Genomic DNA, 19,824 nt, shown 5'->3' with positions numbered 1-19,824 from the left:
GATGACCGGGACATCAGCCGACACGACCGGTGTCTACGTCAATCTCGACGATCTGATCGCGCTCGAATACAGGGATCGCAGGGTGTCGTTCCTGCCGCGTCAGCCGGTGCACAGCCTGCTGTCGGGCCGGTTCGCCTCGCGCATGCGCGGCCGCGGGCTGAACTTCGAGGAGATCAGGGACTATCGCCCGGGCGACGACGTTCGCGGGATCGACTGGAAGGTTACTGCGCGGCTGCAGAAGCCGCATGTGCGCATCTTCAACGAGGAGCGCGACCGCCAGGCTCTGCTCGTCGTCGATCAGCGCCTGTCGATGTTCTTCGGCAGCCGGCGCGCGATGAAGTCGGTGACCGCGGCCGAGGCCGCCGCGATCGGCGCCTGGCGCGTGCTCGGCGTCGGCGACCGCATCGGCGCGATCGTGTTCAACGACAGCGACGTCGTCGAACTGGCGGCGCGGCGCAGTCGCGCGACCGTGTTGCAGATATTGTCCGCCATCGTCGCGCAGAACCAGGCGCTCGCCGTCAACAGCGGCATCGCCACGGCGTCCGGCATGCTCAACCGGGCGCTGGAGCATGCCGTGCGGCGCACGATGCATGACGCCACGGTGATCATCATCAGCGATTTCGACGGCGCCGACACCGCGACGCGCCGCATGATCGGGGCGCTGGCGCGGCACAACAACGTGGTTGCCGTGCTGGTCCACGATCCCCTGCAAAGCGATTTGCCGGCCTCGAGCCGGATGACCGTCACCGACGGAGAGCTGCAGATCCAGCTCGAGGTCGGCCGCGAGCATGTCCGCAGGAGTATCGAGCAGGCATCGCAGGAGCGGCTGCAGGGCGTTTTCGCCTGGACGCACGAGCTCGGCATCCCGGTGCTGCCGCTCAGCGCGGCCGAGGAAACGGTGCCGCAGGTCAGGCGTCTGCTCGGCGGGATGCCGGCACGGCACGGGCGCGGTGGCGGTCGCGCGACGACGGAGGCCGCCCTTGGCTGAGACGCAACCCGTCATCCCTGATCCCGTCGCGGGCCTGATCGATATCCCGCTGCCCGCGCCGGTGAGTCTGCTTCCCGCGACATGGACTTCGCGGATCGTGATCGCGCTGGTTGCTGCCGGCATCGTCGTCGCGGCGTGGCGCCTGGTGTATCGCTTCCGCGCCAACCGCTACCGGCGTGCGGCGCTGGCGGAGCTTGATCGGCTGCTGGAGCAGCCGAGCGCCGTTCCGGGCGGAATGGCCGCGGGTCTTGCGCTGCTGGTGCGGCGGACTGCGCTCGATGCCTTTCCGCGCGAAACCATCGCACCGCTCGCGGGAGCGCCCTGGCTCGCGTTCCTCGACCGCAGCTATGGCGGGCACGAATTCTCCGAAGGCGCGGGCCGACTGCTCACGAGCGCACCCTATGGGCGGGCGAGCGCAGATGCCGGCGAGTTGCAGTCGTTGCAGGACCTCGTGCGGCGCTGGATCAGGGGGCACCATGTTTGAGTTCGCATGGCCCTGGATGCTCGCGATCCTGCCGCTGCCGATCCTGGCGTGGTGGCTGTTGCCGCCGTATCGGGCGCGGCAGGCTTCCGTGATGGTTCCGTTCTTCGACCGTCTTGCGGCTGCAACCGGGCAGACGCCGCAACGCGGCGCCGTCGTTCTGCAGCGGCGGTGGATCCAGATGGTCACGGCCGCGGTGATCTGGGTGCTCATCGTCGCGGCGCTGGCGCGCCCGCAATGGGTCGGCGATCCCGTCACGCGCGAAGTGTCCGCGCGGGATCTGATGCTCGCGGTCGACATCTCCGGCTCGATGGACCAGCGCGATTTCCGCAGCAGCGACGGGGCGGTGTTGACGCGGCTCGACGGCGTCAAGCGCGTGATCGCGGATTTCATCGCGCGGCGGCACGGCGACCGCGTCGCGCTGATGCTGTTCGGCACCAGGCCATATTTGCAGGTGCCGTTCACGCAGGATCTGCAGACCGCGACGACGCTGCTGGCGCAGACCGAGGTCGGCATGGCCGGCCAGCAGACCGCGATCGGCGACACCATCGGGCTTGCGATCAAGACCTTCGAGACCAGCAAGGCGCGGGAAAAGCTGCTCGTCCTGCTCACCGACGGCAACGATACCGCGAGCCGCGTCCCGCCCGAGCACGCCGCCGACATCGCAAAACAGAACGGCGTCAAGATCGACACAATCGGCGTCGGCGATCCCAATGCGAGCGGGGAGAACCGCGTCGATCTCGGCGTGCTGCGGTCGGTCGCCGAGACGACGGGCGGCCATTTCTTCCGCGCCGAGGACGGTGCGCAGTTGCAGGCGATCTACGCGGATATCGACCGTCTCGCGCCGGCCAAGCTCGATTCGATCTCATGGCGGCCGAAGCTGCCGCTGTTCCAGTGGCCGCTCGGCGCCGCCGTCATGCTGTCGCTGCTGCTGTGGGTCGGCCTGTCGCTGGAAGGCGGGCTGGGCCGGAGAAGGGCGCTCGGTCATGCATGACGCCGCCGCCGTCCCGTTCCATCTGCTGCGGCCGCTCTGGCTGCTCGCGCTGATCCCGGTGGCGGCCGTATTCGCCTGGGTGCGCTGGCGGGCGAGCCCGCAGGCGCAATGGGGCGGGGTGATCGCGCCGCATCTGCTCAACCACCTCATCGTGCAGCCGGGCGCGGGACGCGGCGTCAGTCCGCTCTACCTGGTCGCTGCCGCGATGTCGCTGGGCATCATTGCGCTGTCGGGGCCGACCTGGCGGCGTGAACTGCCGCCTTTCGTCGAGGACAAGGCGCCGCTGATGATCGCGCTCTCCCTCGATGCATCGATGGGCGAAAGCGACGTCGCGCCGACGCGGCTCGAGCGCGCCAAGCAGAAGATCAGGGATCTGCTCGCCGCACGCGCCGGCGCGCGAACCGGACTGATCGCCTACGCGGGCACCGCGCATCTGGTGATGCCGCTGACCGACGATCGCGCCGTGATCGAGCCCTTCCTGGCGGCGCTTGCGCCGGGCCTGATGCCGTCGGCCGGCAAGAACACGGCGGCGGCCGTGAGGCTCGCGGCGGAGGCGCTCGCGACCGAGACGGTGCCCGGGACGATCCTCGATGTTGCCGACGACCCGGCGGACGAGGAGGGCGCTGTCCGTCAGGCCGCCGGACGGAACGGTCTCGTGAAGTTGAGCGTCGCGCCGGAGCGTGCGGGCGCAGCGCTTGCGCTGCGTTCGGATGTCGTCCAGGTCAGCATCGACGACGCCGACATCGCAGCACTCGAACGCCGGATCGAGACGCGCTATCAGGCCGCCCAGGGCGACGCCTACGGCACACGATGGCGCGACGAGGGGTATTGGCTGCTGCTGCCGATCGCGCTGCTCAGCCTGCTCTGGTTCCGGCGCGGCACGACGGTGGCATGGGTGGTCGTGTTGGTCTGCCTGTCGCACGTCTCGTCGGCGAGGGCGGAAGAGACGCACCGCTTTGCCGACCTCTGGCTGACGCCGGACCAGCAGGGACGGATCGCCTTCGATCGCGGCGATTACCGGACTGCGGCCAAGCTTTTCTCTGATCCGATGTGGCGCGGCATCGCGGCCTATCGCGCCTTCGACTTCATCGCCGCCGCCGAGCAGTTTGCGCGCGTCGACACGCTCGCAGGACGCTTCGCGCTGGGCAATGCGCAGGCGCAGAACCATGCCTACGAGAAGGCGATCGCGATCTACGACGAAGTCCTCAAGGCAGCGCCCGGCGATGTGGCCGCGAAGACCAACCGCGCCATCGTGGTGGCGGCGCTTGAAGCGAAGGAAGCGAAGCGAAGGAAGCAGGAGCAGGACGACAGCGCGCCGCCGGATATGAAGGCCGACGAGACGCGGGTCGATCCCAACCAGAAGGGCGGCAAGAAGATCCAGGTCAGCCCGCAGGATCTGACCACATCAGGCGCGGCCGAAGCCTGGATGCGCCAGGTCCAGACCACGCCCGCGGATTTCCTCAGGTTGAAATTCGCGATCCAGGATGCGGCGCAGCCGGCGGGGGCGAAGCCATGAGGCGTCCGCTCGCCGTCGTAGCCGTGATGATGGGCCTGCTCGCGCCCTGCGCAGCCCCGGCCCAACAAAACACGCCTGAGCCGATCCTGCGGGTGACCATCGATCCGCCTCGCGTCGTGGTCGGACAGGCGACAACGTTACGGATCGAAGTGCTGGCGCCGAACTACATGACGGCGCCGCCCGAGCTGCCCGACTTCCAGCTGCGCAACGCCGTGACCCGTCAGTTGCAGAGCATCAACGAGAGCGAGCAGCATGACGGCCTCACCTATGCCGGTGTGCGCTTCGAATACGCCGTCTACCCGCAAGAGCCGGGATCCTATGCCGTCGCGGATCAGAAGATCAGGATCAAATACGCTGCCGAGCCGCCCGCCACGCGGGAGGCGGAGATCGCGCTGCCAGGTCAGTCATTCGAGGCCTTCGTCCCGGACGCGGCGGCAGCTCTCCAGCCGTTCCTGTCGGCAAGCAAGCTGACCGTCGACCAGACGATCAAGCGCTCGTCGGATCAGCTCAAGGCCGGCGATGCCGTCACCCGTACCGTGACCATCAAGGCCGAAGGCACGCCTGCGATGCTGCTGCCGCCGCAGACGTTTGCCGCCGTCCAGGGCTTGAGGCTCTATCCGGCGCAGCCGAGGCTCGACGACAGCGTGGACGGGCGCACCAACGTCATGACCTCGACCCGGGTCGATTCGGCGACCTACATGCTGGAGCGTCCCGGCGACTATGCGCTGCCCGCAATCGAGTTCGGCTGGTGGAACGTCGGCAGCGGCAAGCTCGAGCGAGTTCATCTCGATGCCGTGCGCTTCGAGGTCGCCGCCAATCCGGCGGCCAGGAGCGCGGCGCCTGCCGGCCGGTCGGGGGTGCGATGGAGTTGGGACGGTCTCGTCGACCTCGTCGTCGACCACTGGCTGCTGCTGTCGCTGGGCGCCGCCGGCGTCGCCGCGATCGGCTGGCTCGCGCCGAGCATCTTCCAGGCCATCGCGGATTCGCATCGCCGGCGGCGCGACGCCTATCGTCGATCCGAGGCGTTCTATTTTGACAGGTTTCGCCGGGCGGCCCGTCATGACGACGCAAGCAGCACGTATTTCGCGCTGCTTGACTGGTTGCCGCATCTTGAAACGACGGCACCTCCGGACAGCATCGGCGCCTTCAAGGCCATGGCGCGCGACCCGGCGCTGGATCGGGAGATCGGCGCGATCGAGAACGCGCTGTTCGCAAGAGAGTGTGACCCGCAGCGCTGGTCGTCGCGCCGGCTTTTGCATCACGTGACGGCGGCGCGGCGCGACCTGCAACGGCGCGCGCGACGTCGCGATGACCCGCGTTTGCACCGAGATCTGAACCCGGTCGGAGCTTCGACGGCCTCGGCCTATGGAGGAAGAAGACCTGCCAGATGAGTGAGCAAGACTGAGACTGACCAAGCAGAACGCAAGAGCCCCAGTCGTCAGAAACAGCAGCAAGGAGTGTCGAATGAGCAGTGAGACGAACAAGCGGAATGACGCCGTCGCCGGTTCCACATGCGGTGACAATTCGGATATCGGCCGCCGGGCCCTGTTGCTCGGCGCATCATCGCTCGTGGCGGCGGCAACGCTGACGTCGCAGGCGCACGCGCAAGCTCAGAAAGCCGCTCCCGCGACGTCACCGGCCGCGGCCCCGGCCAATGGCCGCAAGCCGAACATCCTCGTGATCTTCGGCGACGACATCGGCGTTCCTCAGATCAGCGCCTACACCATGGGCATGATGGGATATCGGACGCCCAACATCGACCGCATCGCTCAGGAAGGTGCGATCTTCACCGACGCTTACGGCCAACAGAGCTGCACGGCGGGACGTGCGTCGTTCATCCTGGGGCAGGAGCCATTCCGCACCGGCCTTCTGACCATCGGCATGCCCGGCGACCCTCATGGCATCCAGGACTGGATGCCGACGATTGCCGACGCCCTCAAGACGCAGGGCTATGCCACCGGCCAGTTCGGCAAAAACCACCTTGGCGATCGCGACGAGCATCTGCCGACCAAGCACGGCTTCGACGAGTTCTTCGGCAACCTCTATCACCTCAACGCCGAAGAGGAGCCGGAAGGCTACTTCTACCCAAAGGATCCGGCTTTCAGGAAGCAATACGGGCCGCGCGGCGTCATCAAATCCACCGCCGACGGAAAGATTGAGGACACAGGTCCTCTGAACATCGCCCGCATGCCGACGGTTGACGAGGAGTTCCTGGGCGCTGCCAAGGACTTCATCGGCCGCCAGGCGAAGGCGGATAAGCCGTTCTTTGTCTGGTTCAACTCGACCCGCATGCACGTCTTCACACACCTGAAGGCGGCGTCTCTCGGCAAGACCGGCAAGGGCATTCACGCCGACGGCATGGTCGAGCACGATGGCATGGTCGGCGAGTTGCTCAAGCAGCTCGATGATCTCGGCATCACCGAAAACACCATCGTCGTCTACACCACGGACAACGGCGCCGAGATCGCGCTTTGGCCGGATGGCGCCATGACCATGTTCCACGGCGAAAAAGGGACGACATGGGAAGGCGGCTTCCGCATTCCGATGATGGTCCGGTGGCCCGGCGTGATCAAGCCGGGCACTCAGTACAACGACGTGATCTCGCTGATGGACTGGTTCCCGACACTTTTGGCGGCCGCGGGCGTGCCCGACATCAAGGAAAAGATGAAGACCGGCTTTGCCGGGGCCAACGGCAAGACCTTCAAGGTCCACCTCGATGGCTACAATTTCCTGCCCTACTTCAAAGGCGAGGAGAAACAGGGGCCGCGCGACGCAATCTACTATTTCGATCAAGGCGGCAATCTGAACGCGATCCGCTGGAACGACTGGAAGCTCAGTTTCGCGACCACCAAGGGCAATATCGCAACCGGGGTTCGCGAAACGTCGGCCTGGGCGCTGATCGCGAACCTGCGCATGGATCCCTACGAAAAGGGCCTCGAGGAAGGCGGTGGCGCCATCGAGTTTTTGGCGCGCAATATCTGGCTGCTGGTGCCCATCCAGGGAAAGGTCAAGGAGTTCTTCAGCGACTTCGATCAATTCCCGTATCAGACCGGTAGCTCGCTCAACGCGGGAGGGATCAACTATGCGCTGCTGCGGCAACAAGATGCCCTGAAGCGGCTCAACGAGCTCGAACGCATGAAGCCGCAGTGAGGCGAAACAGCGAGTGAGGACAAGTGCGATGATGGTTAGAATCGGTGCCGCGCTGCTTGCATGTCTTGCAGCCATCTCCGTTGCGTTGGCGCAGCCGGCCGATCCCTTGCCATCCTGGAATGACGGCGCGGCGAAGCAGGCGATTGTCGATTTCGTCGCGCGCGTCACGACGCAAGGCGGGCGGGACTTCGTCCCGCCGGCCGAGCGCATCGCGACCTTCGACAATGACGGCACGCTGTGGACCGAGCAGCCGTTCTACTTCCAACTCGCCTTCGCGTTCGATCAGGTCAAGGCGATGGCACCGAAGCATCCCGAGTGGAGAACGACGCAGCCGTTCAAGGCGCTGCTCGCCCAGGACACCAAGGCGCTTGCGGCGTCCGGCCAGAAGGGCCTGTTGCAGATCGTCGCGGCGACGCATGCCGGCATGACCACCGACGCGTTCGCCGGTTCGGTGCGCGACTGGCTCGCGACCGCAAGGCATCCGCGCTTCAACCGGCCCTACGACAGCCTTGTCTACCAGCCGATGCTGGAACTCCTGGCCTATCTCAGGGCCAACGGGTTCAAGACCTTCATCGTCTCGGGTGGCGGCGTCGAGTTCATGCGGCCGTGGATGGAGCGTGTCTACGGCATCCCGCCGGAGCAGGTGGTCGGCTCGTCGGGCGTGGTCAAGTTCGAAATCGGCGCCGACGGCAAGCCGGTGCTGATGAAGCAGGCCAAGATCGAGTTCATCGATGACGGCCCCGGCAAGCCGGTCGGGATCAACCGCTTCATCGGCCGCCGTCCGATCTTCGCCTTCGGCAACTCGGATGGCGATCTGCAAATGCTGCAATGGACCACCGCGGGATCGGGCGCGCGCTTTGGCGGCATCGTGCACCACACCGATAGCGCCCGCGAATACGCCTACGACCGGGACTCGAAGTTCGGCAAGCTCGACAAGGCGCTCGACGCCGCGGCCGCCGCCGGCTGGACCGTGGTCGACATGAAGCAGGATTGGAAGGAGGTCTTTCCGCCACTGACCGCGACCGGTGCGCCGAAGGAGGCGAGGCCATGAGCGGCTACGACATCTTCGCGTGGATCGTGCTCGTCATCCTGGTGGCGAGCGCGATCGCGGTGTTCTGCATCGCGGGCTGGCTGCCCGGTCACATCGCGAAGTCCCGCAATCATCCCTACGCGCAGGCCGTCACCGTGGCCGGCTGGATCACCCTGATCTGCGGCTTCGCGCTGTGGCCAGTGGCCTTGATCTGGGCCTATGTCGACGTGCCCGCGCCGCGCAAGACGGGAGATGCGTGATGGCCATTGCGATCATCAACACGTATCTCGTGCTGCTATTCCTGCTGGTGCACTTCAAGGTCGTGCCGTTCAACCTGTTCTGGAAGGCGTCGCCGTTCCTGGTGCTGCTCGTGACGCTGTTCGGTCTGCTGATCCCGATGGGCTGGGGCGCGCCGCAGGGCTCCGCGCTGGTGGTGCGCAACGCGGTGTCGATCGTGCCCGACGTCGCGGGCGAGGTCACCGAAGTGCCGGTTCTCGCCAATGCGCCGCTGAAGGCTGGCGACGTTCTCTTCAAGATCGATCCGACGCCGTTTGATGCGCAGGTCCAGACCATCAACGCGCAGCTCAAGCTGGCATCGACGCGGTTGTCGCAGATGACGACGCTTTACGAACGCGACGCCGGCCGCGCCTTCGATGTCGAGCAGCGGCAGTCGGAGGTCGACCAGCTCAAGGGCCAGCTCCAGGCGGCACAGTGGAATCTCGACAAGACGGTCGTGAAGGCGCCGGCCGACGGTTACGTCACCAACGTTGCTCTCCGCAAGGGCGCGCGGGTGTCGAGCCTGCCGCTGTCGCCGGTGATGGCGTTCATCGACACCTCGGACACCATCATCGGCGTCGAGATCAACCAGATCGACGCGCGCTACGTCGCGCCGGGACAGGAAGTCGAGGCCACCTTCAAATTCGCACCCGGACGGATTCTTTCCGGCAAGGTCGAAAGCGTGTTGCAGGCGGTGGCAACCGGGCAGGTCCAGACGTCGGGCACGGCGGTGCTGCCGAAGGCCGTCGAGGCGGTGCCCTTTGTTGTGCGGGTCAGGCTCGACGACGCCGATTTCGTCCGCCGCCTGCCGGCCGGTGCGTCTGGCACGGCTGCGATCTATACCGACCGTCTAAAGCCGACCCACGTGGTGCGCCGCGTGATCCTTCGCCAGGTGGCGATCCTGAACTACGTCAATCCGTTCTAGAGCATGATCCGGAAAAGTGGAAACCGGTTTTCCGAAAAGATCATGCTCAAACAAAGAGATGAGATCATGATGCGATTCCGTGGAAACGCATCATGATCTACGGTCGTCCGGGTGACTGGCCCGGATCGTGCGACGGCGGCTGCGATGGCTTCAGCTGCGACCATTACCGCCTGATCCCGGCGAACGCGGCGGCGATGCCGCGCTGGAACAGCGACCAGTCGAAGCCGAGCGCGAGCGCGAGGTAGCCGCGGTCGATCATCGCATTAGCTTGATCAGCGGTACGCGCGACGCCACCGATCGGGACGCCGCTCTTCAAGATGCCCTCCTCGGCGCGCTGCATCAGCGCGACCACTTCGGGGTCGTCGGGCAGGCCGCGCTTGTTGATCGAGGTGGCGAGATCGCCGGGACCGATCACCGCGAGGTCGATGCCCGGCGTTGCCATGATCTCGTCGATCCGGTTCACGGCATCGACATGCTCGATCGTGATCATGCAGATCATGTCGTCGTCGGCGGTCGCCATGTAGTCGTTCATCGAGACGCCCCAGCGGAACGGCGCATGGAAGGGCCCCCAAAGCCGGTCGCCGCTCGGCGGATAGCGCACGCTGCGCGCGGCCTTCTCGGCGTCGGCGCGGTTGCAGATCATCGGAAAATTGATGCCGAGTGCGCCGATGTCCATCGGCGCCTTGGCAAGGTGCGACTCGTTGGCCGCGATCCGCACCATCGGCACGCATGGCGTTCCTGAGGTCGCCACGATCATCGCATGTGCGGTGCCGAGATCGATCGGGCCGTGCTCGAGGTCGACGATGATCCAGTCCAGCGACTGCGCCATGATCTGCACGGTCTGGATGCTCGGAATGGTTGCGATCGCGCCGAAGGTCGGGCGCTTGTCGCGCCACGCCTTGCGCAGGCGGTTGAGCGGCGTCAGCGGGGCTGCGGTCAAAGGCGGTCCTCCCTCGAAGGAAAGACAAAACTAGCAGCGCAGTGTGACTGCGAAAAGGATCAGGCCGGGACGCGGCCGCCGAAGAACGGCGTCAGCGCCTCGGTCAGCGCGTGCGGACGCTTCGAGGTGAAGATCATCTCGGCGCCGGCCTCATAGCTCTCCGAGCCGGCCGGGCCGAGCAGATCGGCGACGCGGCGGGCGATCGCCGGCGCCGGATCGATCCAGTCGACCGGCCAGGGCGCGAGCCTCCTCAGCCGTTCCAGCAGCAGCGGATAATGCGTGCAGGCGAGCACGACGGTGTCGGTGCGGGCGGGGTCACCCGCGCCGTCGCCGACGAAACAGGGCGCGAGCTCGGCCGCGATATCCTCGTCGCGCACCCTCTGGCCGCTGAGGGCGGTTTCCGCCAGCGAGGCGAGCTCGCCGGAACCCACCAGCGTCACCTCGCAGCCCTGGGCAAAGTCCGAGATCAGCTTGCGGGTGTATTCCCGCTTCACGGTGCCCCGGGTGCCGAGCACCGAGACGCGCTTGGTTTTCGACGACGCGCAGGCCGGCTTGATCGCCGGCACGGTGCCGACGAAGGGCAGGCGGTACGCCTCGCGCAGATGCGACATGACCAGGGTGGACGCCGTGTTGCAGGCGATCACGACGAGGTCGGGCGCGTGGGCGGCGATCAGCTCGCCGACCAGCGGCACCACGCGGGCGATGATCTCGTCCTCGCCATGGTGGCCGTAAGGGAAGAAGGCGTCGTCGGCGACATAGACGTAGTGGGCGTCGGGCCGGGCGCGGACGATCTCGCGCAGCACGGTGAGGCCGCCGAGGCCGGAATCGAACACAAGGATGGTCGGGGGAGTGGACACGGTGAAAAATCTATCCGAACCAGGGTTACCATTCAGTTGTTTTGGCTATCCGGCCTCTAGCGCCTTTTCCGCTCCGATGGAATCGGAGCGGGGCGCTGGATTCTTGTTCTGACGCGTTTTCTTCACGCGAACCGGTGTCCGCTTCGGTTTAAAAACGCTCTGCGGCCGACAAAAGGCAGTGAGGGCGGGAATTTCATATGGTCTTGGCGAATACCTGCAAGTATCACGGCAAACTATTGCTACGACGTGCGAAATCCGAACCTGGGGCCGCAGGGGACCAATCGACAATGATCCGCAATACCGCCGCCAATTGGGGCTCGCTCGCCCGTGCATTCCACTGGGTGCTGGGGGCAGCCATCATAGGCATGCTGGCCTATGGCTGGTGGATGAACCACATCCCGGCGCGGGCCGACAAGTTCTTCTACCGGTCGATCCACGCCGATATCGGCTATCTGGTTCTGCTGCTCACGGTGCTGCGGCTGGTCTGGCGCGGCGTCAATCCGACCCCGGCGCTGCCGGCCGACATGCCGTCCTGGCAGCGGATTGCCGCCCGGGTCAGCCACGGCGCGCTCTATGCCGTCACCATCCTGGTGGCGATGCTGGGCTGGGCGCATTCCGGCTCCCGCGCCCAGGACTATTCGAGCTTCTTCGGCCTGTTCCACGTGCCCCAGATCACCTCGCCCGACAAGGCGGCGGCGGACGCCTTTGAGCATCGCCACATCTTCTTCGCCTATGTGCTGCTCGCGCTGATCGTGCTGCACCTCGCCGCGGTCGCCTTCCACCATTTCGTCAAGCGCGACCGGGTTGCCGCGCGGATGATGGGGGCGGACGAGGCTGGCGGCGCGACGTGAGACACGGTGCACCTCTCCCCGACGGGGAGAGGTCGATTTGCGGAGCAAATCGGGTGAGGGGCCGCCGGATTAATGAGAGATCGTAAGCCCTCACCCGGCGCTGCGCGCCGACCTCTCCCGGAGGGAGAGGTGAAGTGTGCCGTCCGGCTCAGCCCGCCGGCATCTGCTTCTCGACCAGGCGCACCCAGTAGGAAGCGCCGTGGCCGAGGATGTTGTCGTTGAACTTGTAGGCGGGGTGGTGGCACATCGGGCCGTCGCCCATGCCGAGGAAGACGAACGCGCCGGGGCGCGCCTCCAGCATGAACGCAAAATCCTCGGCGCCCATCACCGGCACCAGATTGTCGTTGACGCGGTCGGCGCCGACCACGTCGCGGGCGACCTCGGCGGCGACGCCGGCCTCGCGCGCATGGTTCAGCGTCACCGGATACATGCGCCCATAATCGGTCTCGGCAGAGCCGCCATAGGCCTTGGCGATGCTGGAGGCGACCTCGCCGATCCGGCGCTCGACCAGGTCGCGCACGCCCGGATCGAGGGTGCGTACGGTGCCGCCCAGGGTCACGGTCTCCGGGATCACGTTGAACGCGGTGCCGGCCTCGAACATCGTGATCGAGATCACGGCCGATTTCAGCGGGTCGACATTGCGCGATACGATCGATTGCAGCGCATTGATGATCTGGGCGCCGATCAGGACGCTGTCGACCGCCTCGTGCGGGGCGGCGCCGGCGTGGCCGCCCTTGCCATGGACGACGATCTTCAAGGTGTCCGACGAGGCCAGCATCGGGCCCGGCGTGGTCGCGAAGTAGCCCTCGGGCAGACCGGGCATGTTGTGCAGGCCGTAGACCTCCTGGATGCCCCAGCGGGTCATCAGCCCGTCGTCGACCATCGCCTTGCCGCCGGCACCGCCTTCCTCGGCGGGCTGGAAGATCACGACCGCGGTGCCGTCGAAATTGCGGGTCTCGGCGAGGTATTTCGCGGCGCCGAGCAGCATCGCGGTGTGGCCGTCATGGCCGCAGGCGTGCATCTTGCCGGGGACCTTGGAGGCATAGGGCACGTCGGCGGCTTCCGCGATCGGCAGCGCGTCCATGTCGGCGCGGAGCCCGATGGTCTTGCCGGAGCCGTTTTTGCGGCCGCGGATCACGCCGACCACGCCGGTGCGGCCGATCCCCGTCACCACCTCGTCGCAGCCGAACTCCCGCAGCTTCTCGGCGACAATACCCGCGGTGCGGTGCACCTCATAAAGCAGTTCGGGATTCTCGTGGAAGTCATGGCGCCAGGCGGCCATTTCATCCGAGAGGGCGGCAACGCGATTGACGATGGGCATAGGGAGCGTCCGTTTCTTGTGATTGGGTAAGGCAGGTCAGCCTAGCGTAACCCGCCGTCTTGTCACGTAAAAGCGACCTCGTTCGGGGGCGTCGGTAGCCCGGCGTGCGAGATGTCGCGCTCATGCAAGAGCACGACGTTCTCGGGCGAGGCTGCGCTTGCGCGAATTCGGAATATTAGAAATGTATCCCTGATTTGCCCGACATGTCAAGTTGCCTGGTCGAACGCCGGCAGCCGCCAGCTCCTTTGCATGGGGTTGTTTTCGATATTTTGGCCGAGCGTTTGGGAAGCGGCCGAAGTCGGCGGTTGGTGGCCCGGATGAGCGTAGCGATATCCGGGTCTTGCAGTAACCCGCGGACTTGTCACGTAGGAATGGCATCGGTAGCCCGGATGGAGCGAAGCGAAATCCGGGATCGTTCCTCGTGCTCGGCCCCCGGATTACGCTTCGCTCCATCAGGGCTACGAGGCCTACAAATTCGCCAGCCCGCATTCGACGGCGAGGCGGACCAGTTGGGCGTCGGTCCGCATCCCGGTCTTGGCCTTGATCAAATAGTGGTAGTTCTGCACGGTCTTGGTGCTGAGGTTGAGGTTGGCGGCGATCTGCTCCTTGGTGTGGCCTGCCGCGAACTGCCGGAGGATCTCGATCTCCCGCTCGCCGAGCTGGTCGAGCGCCGATTTGGTCGGCACCAGGCTCTCCAAAGCGAGCACCCGCGCGACGTCGTCGCTCATCGCGTGCTCGCCACGCGCCACCGAGCGGATCGCCGCGATCAGCTCGGCCGGTTCGCTGCCCTTGGTGACGAAGCCGGAGGCGCCGGCGCTGAACGCCGCCTTCACCTGCGCCGCCTCGCTGTGCATGCTGAAGACGAGGATGCGGGCATCGGCATCGCGGGCGCGGATGTTGCGGATCGCTTCCAGTCCGCTCGCGCCGGGCATCGAGATGTCCATCACGACCACGTCAGGCTCGTGCGACTTGAAGGCGCGGTAGGCATTGGCGGCATTGTCGGCCTCGGCCACCACGTGGAAATCGTCCTGATGCTCGAGCACGCGCCGATAGCCCTGGCGGACCACGGGATGGTCGTCCACCAGCAGGATCGAGATGCCCCGAGCCGTTACGGTGGTTTTCGCGGTCGTCATCTCAGGCGGCGAGCGGGATGGTGGCGGCGACCGAGAGGCCGCGGCTGGCACGCGCGATCGACAGCGAACCGCCGAGCGCCGTGACACGCTCGCTCACGCCGGTGAGGCCGAAACCCGCCGACTGCGCGACCTTGGCCGCATCGCCGCCGCCATCGTCCTCGACCCGCACCAGCAGCGCATTCTCGGTTCCGCTTCGCCGCTCGATCCGCAGCACGATTTCGCGTGCATCGCTGTGGCGCAGCGCATTGGTCAGGCACTCCTGCGCGACGCGATAGGCGGTCGCGGCGACCGTGCCGCTGATATCGGCGAGGTCGCCCTGCATATCGAGCTGGATCATCGGCTGGGTCGCGCGCGACCGCCAGCTGTCGACGAGATTGACCAGGCTTGCCTCCAGCCCGAGTTCCTCGGCCGGTGGATGGCGCAGCCGATTCAGCGTATCGCGCAGGCATGCCATGATGCGGCGCGTCGCCTGCGAGATCATCCGCGCGTCCTGCGCGATCTCGGTGCCGGCGGCGTATTTGTCGCCGGCGCTCGCCTCGATCGTGTTGGCGAAGGCGAGGATCGCGGTGAGGTTCTGGCCGAACTCGTCGTGCAGCTCGCGGGCGAGCGCGCGGCGCTCGTCGCTGCGGATTTCGAGCAACCGCCGTGTCAGCACCGTGCGTTCCTCCTCGGCCAGCGCGAGGCGGTCGCCGAGATCGCCGACGGCGCGGCCGATCATCGCGAGCTCCATCGAGCGGATCCGCGGCAGCGGTGTCCGGTACTCGCCGTCGGCCATGCGCCGCAGCGCCGATACGATCGAGTGGGCGGGCGCCAGCGTATGCGCGATCGCAAGCGAGGCGAGCAGCGCAATCGCGAGCGCCATCAGCAGCGCGACATGGATGTTGTCCAGGATGTGCTGCCAGGCGAGCGCGATCGCGGCGTCCGGATCGGCGATGGCGCGGACGGTTCCCGCGGTCGCCGCGCGGGCGCTGATCGGCCGCTCCACGGTGGCATGCTCGCCGAGCACCATCTGTACCGCGGTCGCGAACCAGCGCGGCGGCGCCTGGCCGATCCCCTTGCTCTGGCCGCAGAGCGGTTTCTCGAAGGCGCCGGCCGGCTCGAACTGGACGCAGATCCCGGGCGCGATCAGCCCCATGGTCTCGATGGTGCGCCAGTCCGGCGCCGGCAGCAATTGCTCGCGCATCCGGTTGCTGCGCAGCAGCAATTCACGCCAGTACAGCGCCTCGAGCGACTGCGAGACCCGCGCGGCGGACGCTTCCGTAGCGCGATCGACGCTGCGATAGGCGTCGATCGTGGCCCAGACGGTGGCCGCGCCGAGGCACAGCGCGACGATGACGAGCAGGCGGGCGACCAGTTGAAGTACGAGGCGCATGCGATCACTCCACGGCTATCGCTCCTCATCCTGAAGGAGCCCGCGGGACGCGGGCATCTCGAAGGATGCAGGCCACGGACGGGGCCTCATGGTTCGCCTGGCGACGCGAAGCATCGTCCAGAGACGTGCTTCGCGCTCCTCACCATGAGGTAGACTAGGGAGTGGATGCTAACAGCAGCGCTGTTCCCCGCCAATTGCCAGCATGGGCGGCCAAGCAGGTCGGGAAATTTGCCCGACGAAATTTGGGCAGAAGTCTTTGGACGGCGCCCGCCGCCTCTGCTCTAACCCTAGGCGAGGTTCTCACGCAGGCCTCACGGAACAACCGTCACAGGGAGCGAGCGCAGCATGGATGCCAAGGTCGACGCCGCGGCCGCACCGGCCCGCACGGACCCGGCGGAGCGCAGCGTCCTGCTGCTCTGGATGATCTTCACCGGCCTCTCGGTGTTCGCCGCCTTCCTGCTGTGGCGCTATGGGCTGATCCGCCTGATGGTCAGCTCCGACCGCACCTATATTTCGAGCGTCATCGCGGTGCTCTACATCGTCACCTGCGTCCATTGCTTCTGGCGGACGCGGGCGATCGCGCGGGAAGGCGAGGTGGCACGGTCCTGCCGCACGATCCTCGCCGCGCCCGATGGCGCCAAGGCGCTTGCCGCTGATGCGCGCGGCTTGCCCCGCGGGCTCGTCACCGACCACATCAAGAGCCTGGTGCAGAAGGCCGAGGCGCAGGCCAAGGGCCGCATCGACCAGACCTTGCTGCTGCGCACGCTGGCCGACCGCCTGCGCGGCTCCAACGGTTTCGGCGCCTTCGTCTCCGACACGCTGATGAAGCTCGGCCTGCTCGGCACCATCATCGGCTTCATCATCATGCTGGCGCCGATCGCCTCGCTCGATGCCGCCGACAAGGTCGCGATGAAGTCGTCGATGGGCCTGATGAGCGACGGCATGGCGGTGGCGATGTACACGACGCTGGCCGGGCTGATCGGATCCATCCTGGTCCGGATCCAGTACTACATGCTGGATTCCGCGACCCAGCGGGTGTTCTCCGACGCCGTGGTGCTGACCGAGACGCACGTCACCCCGGCGCTGGAACGCCGCCTTGGTGCGCCGTCATGATGGACGAGTTCGGGCTCTATCCGCGCGAGGAGCCGTTCGATCCGCTCGGCGTCATGCTGTTCAAGGCGCTGCAGGTGATCGCCTTCCTGTTCTTCCTGGCGCTGCTGGCGGTGTCGCCGGATTCCAAGGAAGGCAAGATCGAATCCAAGGCGGAGTTCATCATCACGATGGACTGGCCGGACAATCATCCCGACGATCTCGACCTGTTCGTGCAGGATCCCGCCGGCAACATCGCCTGGTACCGGCATCGCGAGGCCGGTTTCCTGACGCTCGACCGCGACGATCGCGGCGGCGCCAACGACTTCATCGTGGTCAACGGCAAGAAGATCGCGTCCCCGATCCGCGAGGAGATCGTCACCTTGCGCGGCGTCGTCGCCGGCGAATACACCGTCAACGTCTCGCATTTCCAGGCCACGACCGGCGAACCTGTGCAGGCCAGTGTGAAGGTGCAGAAGCTCAATCCGACCGCGCAGGTGATCTTCGACGACAAGCTGACCGTCGATCACACCGGCGACGAAAAGACCGCGGTCAGGTTTCGTCTCGACGCCGAGGGCAAGGTGATCAACGTCGACCGGCGGCCGAAGTCGCTGCTCGAGACCTTCCGCAGCAGCTGGCGCAACGGCGCCGACCTCGATCCGACCACCGGCGTTCCGAAAGCCGGCGTGAGGGTGCTCCGCCGTGAATAGCCTGCAGACAGTGATCCTCACGCTCGCCGTCGCCTACGCCGTGGTCGGCGCGCTGCTCTTGATTGTGCTGGTCTACGCGCGGCTGCACTGGTCGCTGAAGGCTGTTGTCATCGTCGTCACCAGCGCCTTCTATTTCGTCAGTTTCGGCAGCATGCGCGGCCTGCTGGGCTGGGCGTCGGCGGAGAAGCTGCCGGCCAACTTCAAGCTGCTGTCGACGCGGATCGTCGAGCCGCATTCGCTGGAGGGCGATCCGGGCTCGATCTATCTCTGGGTCGAGGAGCTCGACGAAGACAACCGCCCGAGCGCGGTGCCGCGCGCCTTCCGCATTCCCTACAGTGACGCCCTCGCCGAGCAGACCCACACCGCGGAGAACGAGATCAAGGCCGGGCATCCGCAAGGCGGGCGCGCGGCGGATTTCGGTGGCGGCGACGGTACCGTCATGGATTTCGTCAGGGAGTACATCACGCCGAAGACGATCGTGGAGACCACAGGCGGCGATTCCACGACGGGGACGTTCGTGGCCCCGCCGGCCGGCGCGCAGGGATCGGTGTTCACGCCGCTGCCGCCGCCCCGAATGCCGCCCAAGGACGAGCAGCAATAGGACCGGGTAGATCACCAGGAGGATGGCACAAAAATAGGGATCGCCAATAATCAGTCAGCGGAATGGACAGTAATCATCCGGAATTTCTCAATTCCCTGAACCGTGTAGTCTTGGACCTAACCGGGGCTAGATTTTATCCCGAAGCCATTTTCCCGGCAAAGGGGCCGCTGCGTGAGGCGGCCCCTTTCGATTCCGGCGCCCGGTTCCGGCGGCCTCATAGTATCGTCATGAACGCGATCGCGAGGACCATCAGCCAGCCGACGATGACCAGCGACGCCACCGCGCCCGCGGTGATCTTGGCGATCTCCTTGAAGGTCTCTGGACGATTCATGCACGTCTCTCCCGGGGTAACCGAAGGGAGACATAGGGACAGACCGTCGGATCGCCCGGCCGCTCACGGAACGGTGTAGCGAGTCATACGACCGGGGCCCGGGGCCCGGCCGGACCGCATAGCTGTCATCACGCAAAGTCTGTCTGACAGATATTGAAATCTGTCAGCGGGATGGTGTATATACTCAACAGCCCAAGGGAGGAGGGCGCCCAGTGGCTGTTCCGGCATTTGGCCGGGGAGCCGGACGTAATTTGACTACCTCGAAGGACTACCTCCATGACGATAGAAATCTTTCAATTGACCGCCCAGATTCAACAGTGGCTCAACCTTCGCGTCGCCCGCCACTTGGCTGCCCAGGCTGCCAAGTTCACCCGCGGGCAGGACAGCGATAACCAGACGGTAAACGCATGAACGAGGCGGTGGTTTTGACTCCCGAGCGGATCCTCGAGGCAACAGAGGATGTCTTGAGGCGCTTCGGGCTGACAAAGGCCACCGTCGTCGACGTGGCCCGTGCGCTGGATGTCAGCCACGGCAGCGTCTACCGTCACTTCCCCAGCAAAGCCTCGCTGCGCGACGCGGTCGCCAAGCGCTGGCTCGACCGCGCCAACGAGCCGCTGTGCAAGATCGCAGCGGACTCAGGACCGGCGCCGGAGCGGCTGGAGAAATGGCTGCGCACCGCCTTCTCGATCAAGCAGAAGAAGGTCTGCGACGATCCCGAGATGTTCGCGACCTACCTGGCGCTGGCGCAGGGCGCACGCGAGGTGGTGGAAGCCTACAAGGACAAGCAGGTCGACCTGATCGCGAAAATCCTGTCCGACGGCGTCGCGCAGGGCGTGTTCGAGATCGACAATGTCAAGGCGACTGCGCGCGCCGTGTTCGACGCAACCGTCCGCTACCATCACCCGGCGCATGCCGAGGAATGGGCCAAGCCCGAATGCCCGTCGCGGATCGACGCGCTGATCGCCCTGCTGCTGCGGGGCGTGCAGGTGTGCAGGCAATAGCTCGGCGTTCTCTCTCTCTCAACTGAGCAAGCGGCACCCCTCTCCCTAACCCTCCCCCGCAAGGGGGGAGGGAACCCATCCGCTGGTGCTTCCCTTACGTCAGTTGCTGATGATCTGAGTCGCGATTTGTCGTGCCAGTGCTGTAACTCAGTGAGGTGAGCACGGCGGTCAGGCTCCCTCCCCCCTTGCGGGGGAGGGTTGGGGAGAGGGGTGAGCCACGAGTTGCGACCGTGGAGACTGCGCAGTCGCATGCCAAGG

At 66.1% G+C, this 19,824-nt stretch carries 20 protein-coding genes; 15 read left to right on the top strand and 5 right to left on the bottom strand.

Annotated elements, in window-relative coordinates:
- Position 1: 1 nt before the first annotated feature.
- From ACVILL_RS39205 to ACVILL_RS39165, 9 genes are all read left to right on the top strand, one after another.
- Positions 2-988 (top strand): DUF58 domain-containing protein, encoded by a 987-nt coding sequence (locus tag ACVILL_RS39205; protein WP_456733913.1) that lies wholly within the window; start codon positions 2-4, stop codon positions 986-988.
- The gene (locus tag ACVILL_RS39200) at positions 981-1,472 is read left to right on the top strand and encodes a DUF4381 domain-containing protein (RefSeq protein WP_456733912.1); all 492 of its coding nucleotides are present in this window, start codon (positions 981-983) and stop codon (positions 1,470-1,472) included. The genes ACVILL_RS39205 and ACVILL_RS39200 overlap by 8 nt, the downstream gene beginning before the upstream one ends.
- Positions 1,465-2,463, top strand: coding sequence for a vWA domain-containing protein (locus ACVILL_RS39195; RefSeq protein ID WP_456733911.1), 999 nt, complete (start codon positions 1,465-1,467; stop codon positions 2,461-2,463). Before ACVILL_RS39200 ends, ACVILL_RS39195 begins: the two co-directional genes overlap by 8 nt.
- Positions 2,456-3,979: a VWA domain-containing protein gene (locus tag ACVILL_RS39190; RefSeq protein WP_456733910.1), complete on the top strand. Its 1,524-nt coding sequence runs from the start codon at positions 2,456-2,458 to the stop codon at positions 3,977-3,979. The genes ACVILL_RS39195 and ACVILL_RS39190 overlap by 8 nt, the downstream gene beginning before the upstream one ends.
- Positions 3,976-5,370 (top strand): BatD family protein, encoded by a 1,395-nt coding sequence (locus ACVILL_RS39185; protein ID WP_456733909.1) that lies wholly within the window; start codon positions 3,976-3,978, stop codon positions 5,368-5,370. The genes ACVILL_RS39190 and ACVILL_RS39185 overlap by 4 nt, the downstream gene beginning before the upstream one ends.
- Positions 5,371-5,443: 73 nt before the next feature.
- A complete protein-coding gene (locus ACVILL_RS39180) occupies positions 5,444-7,129 on the top strand; it encodes an arylsulfatase (RefSeq protein ID WP_456733908.1) in 1,686 nt (561 codons plus the stop codon).
- Positions 7,130-7,157: 28 nt separating this feature from the next.
- Complete coding sequence (locus tag ACVILL_RS39175; RefSeq protein ID WP_456733907.1) at positions 7,158-8,180, top strand: HAD family hydrolase; 1,023 nt, start codon at positions 7,158-7,160, stop codon at positions 8,178-8,180.
- Entirely contained in the window at positions 8,177-8,419 is a 243-nt protein-coding gene (locus tag ACVILL_RS39170; RefSeq protein WP_456733906.1) for a DUF3302 domain-containing protein, read from the top strand. The genes ACVILL_RS39175 and ACVILL_RS39170 overlap by 4 nt, the downstream gene beginning before the upstream one ends.
- Positions 8,419-9,360 (top strand): HlyD family secretion protein, encoded by a 942-nt coding sequence (locus ACVILL_RS39165; protein WP_456733905.1) that lies wholly within the window; start codon positions 8,419-8,421, stop codon positions 9,358-9,360. The genes ACVILL_RS39170 and ACVILL_RS39165 overlap by 1 nt, the downstream gene beginning before the upstream one ends.
- 163 nt (positions 9,361-9,523) lie before the next feature.
- On the opposite strand, the gene ACVILL_RS39160 is transcribed toward ACVILL_RS39165, so the two are convergent.
- Together ACVILL_RS39160 and murI are read right to left on the bottom strand one after the other, a co-directional pair.
- On the bottom strand, positions 9,524-10,300 hold the full coding sequence (locus ACVILL_RS39160; protein WP_456733904.1) for an HpcH/HpaI aldolase family protein: 777 nt from the start codon (positions 10,298-10,300) through the stop codon (positions 9,524-9,526).
- A gap of 59 nt (positions 10,301-10,359) precedes the next feature.
- Positions 10,360-11,157, bottom strand: a complete 798-nt coding sequence (murI, locus tag ACVILL_RS39155) for a glutamate racemase (RefSeq protein ID WP_456733903.1) — start codon at positions 11,155-11,157, stop codon at positions 10,360-10,362.
- A 287-nt stretch (positions 11,158-11,444) separates the two neighbouring features.
- Here murI and ACVILL_RS39150 point away from each other — a divergent pair, with 287 nt between their 5' ends.
- Positions 11,445-12,008 (top strand): cytochrome b, encoded by a 564-nt coding sequence (locus ACVILL_RS39150; RefSeq protein WP_456733902.1) that lies wholly within the window; start codon positions 11,445-11,447, stop codon positions 12,006-12,008.
- Between the two features lie 148 nt (positions 12,009-12,156).
- Here ACVILL_RS39150 and ACVILL_RS39145 read toward each other — a convergent pair whose 3' ends face one another.
- From ACVILL_RS39145 to ACVILL_RS39135, 3 genes are all read right to left on the bottom strand, one after another.
- Positions 12,157-13,329, bottom strand: a complete 1,173-nt coding sequence (locus ACVILL_RS39145; protein WP_456733901.1) for a M20 aminoacylase family protein — start codon at positions 13,327-13,329, stop codon at positions 12,157-12,159.
- Positions 13,330-13,796: 467 nt separating this feature from the next.
- Complete coding sequence (locus ACVILL_RS39140; protein ID WP_456733900.1) at positions 13,797-14,462, bottom strand: response regulator; 666 nt, start codon at positions 14,460-14,462, stop codon at positions 13,797-13,799.
- Between the two features lies 1 nt (position 14,463).
- Complete coding sequence (locus tag ACVILL_RS39135; protein ID WP_456733899.1) at positions 14,464-15,834, bottom strand: histidine kinase; 1,371 nt, start codon at positions 15,832-15,834, stop codon at positions 14,464-14,466.
- A gap of 345 nt (positions 15,835-16,179) precedes the next feature.
- Here ACVILL_RS39135 and ACVILL_RS39130 point away from each other — a divergent pair, with 345 nt between their 5' ends.
- The 5 genes from ACVILL_RS39130 (at position 16,180) to ACVILL_RS39110 (ending at position 19,566) form a co-directional block, all read left to right on the top strand.
- On the top strand, positions 16,180-16,947 hold the full coding sequence (locus ACVILL_RS39130) for a MotA/TolQ/ExbB proton channel family protein (RefSeq protein ID WP_456733898.1): 768 nt from the start codon (positions 16,180-16,182) through the stop codon (positions 16,945-16,947).
- Positions 16,944-17,633, top strand: coding sequence for a hypothetical protein (locus ACVILL_RS39125; RefSeq protein WP_456733897.1), 690 nt, complete (start codon positions 16,944-16,946; stop codon positions 17,631-17,633). The genes ACVILL_RS39130 and ACVILL_RS39125 overlap by 4 nt, the downstream gene beginning before the upstream one ends.
- Positions 17,626-18,234, top strand: coding sequence for a hypothetical protein (locus ACVILL_RS39120; RefSeq protein ID WP_456733896.1), 609 nt, complete (start codon positions 17,626-17,628; stop codon positions 18,232-18,234). Before ACVILL_RS39125 ends, ACVILL_RS39120 begins: the two co-directional genes overlap by 8 nt.
- Positions 18,235-18,841: 607 nt before the next feature.
- Positions 18,842-18,976: a hypothetical protein gene (locus ACVILL_RS39115; protein WP_016843141.1), complete on the top strand. Its 135-nt coding sequence runs from the start codon at positions 18,842-18,844 to the stop codon at positions 18,974-18,976.
- The gene (locus ACVILL_RS39110) at positions 18,973-19,566 is read left to right on the top strand and encodes a TetR family transcriptional regulator (protein WP_456733895.1); all 594 of its coding nucleotides are present in this window, start codon (positions 18,973-18,975) and stop codon (positions 19,564-19,566) included. The genes ACVILL_RS39115 and ACVILL_RS39110 overlap by 4 nt, the downstream gene beginning before the upstream one ends.
- The last annotated feature ends 258 nt before the right edge of the window (positions 19,567-19,824 follow it).

The sequence above is a fragment of the Bradyrhizobium sp. USDA 3364 genome (assembly GCF_054056355.1).
This window is presented reverse-complemented; position numbering and strand designations above follow the sequence as displayed.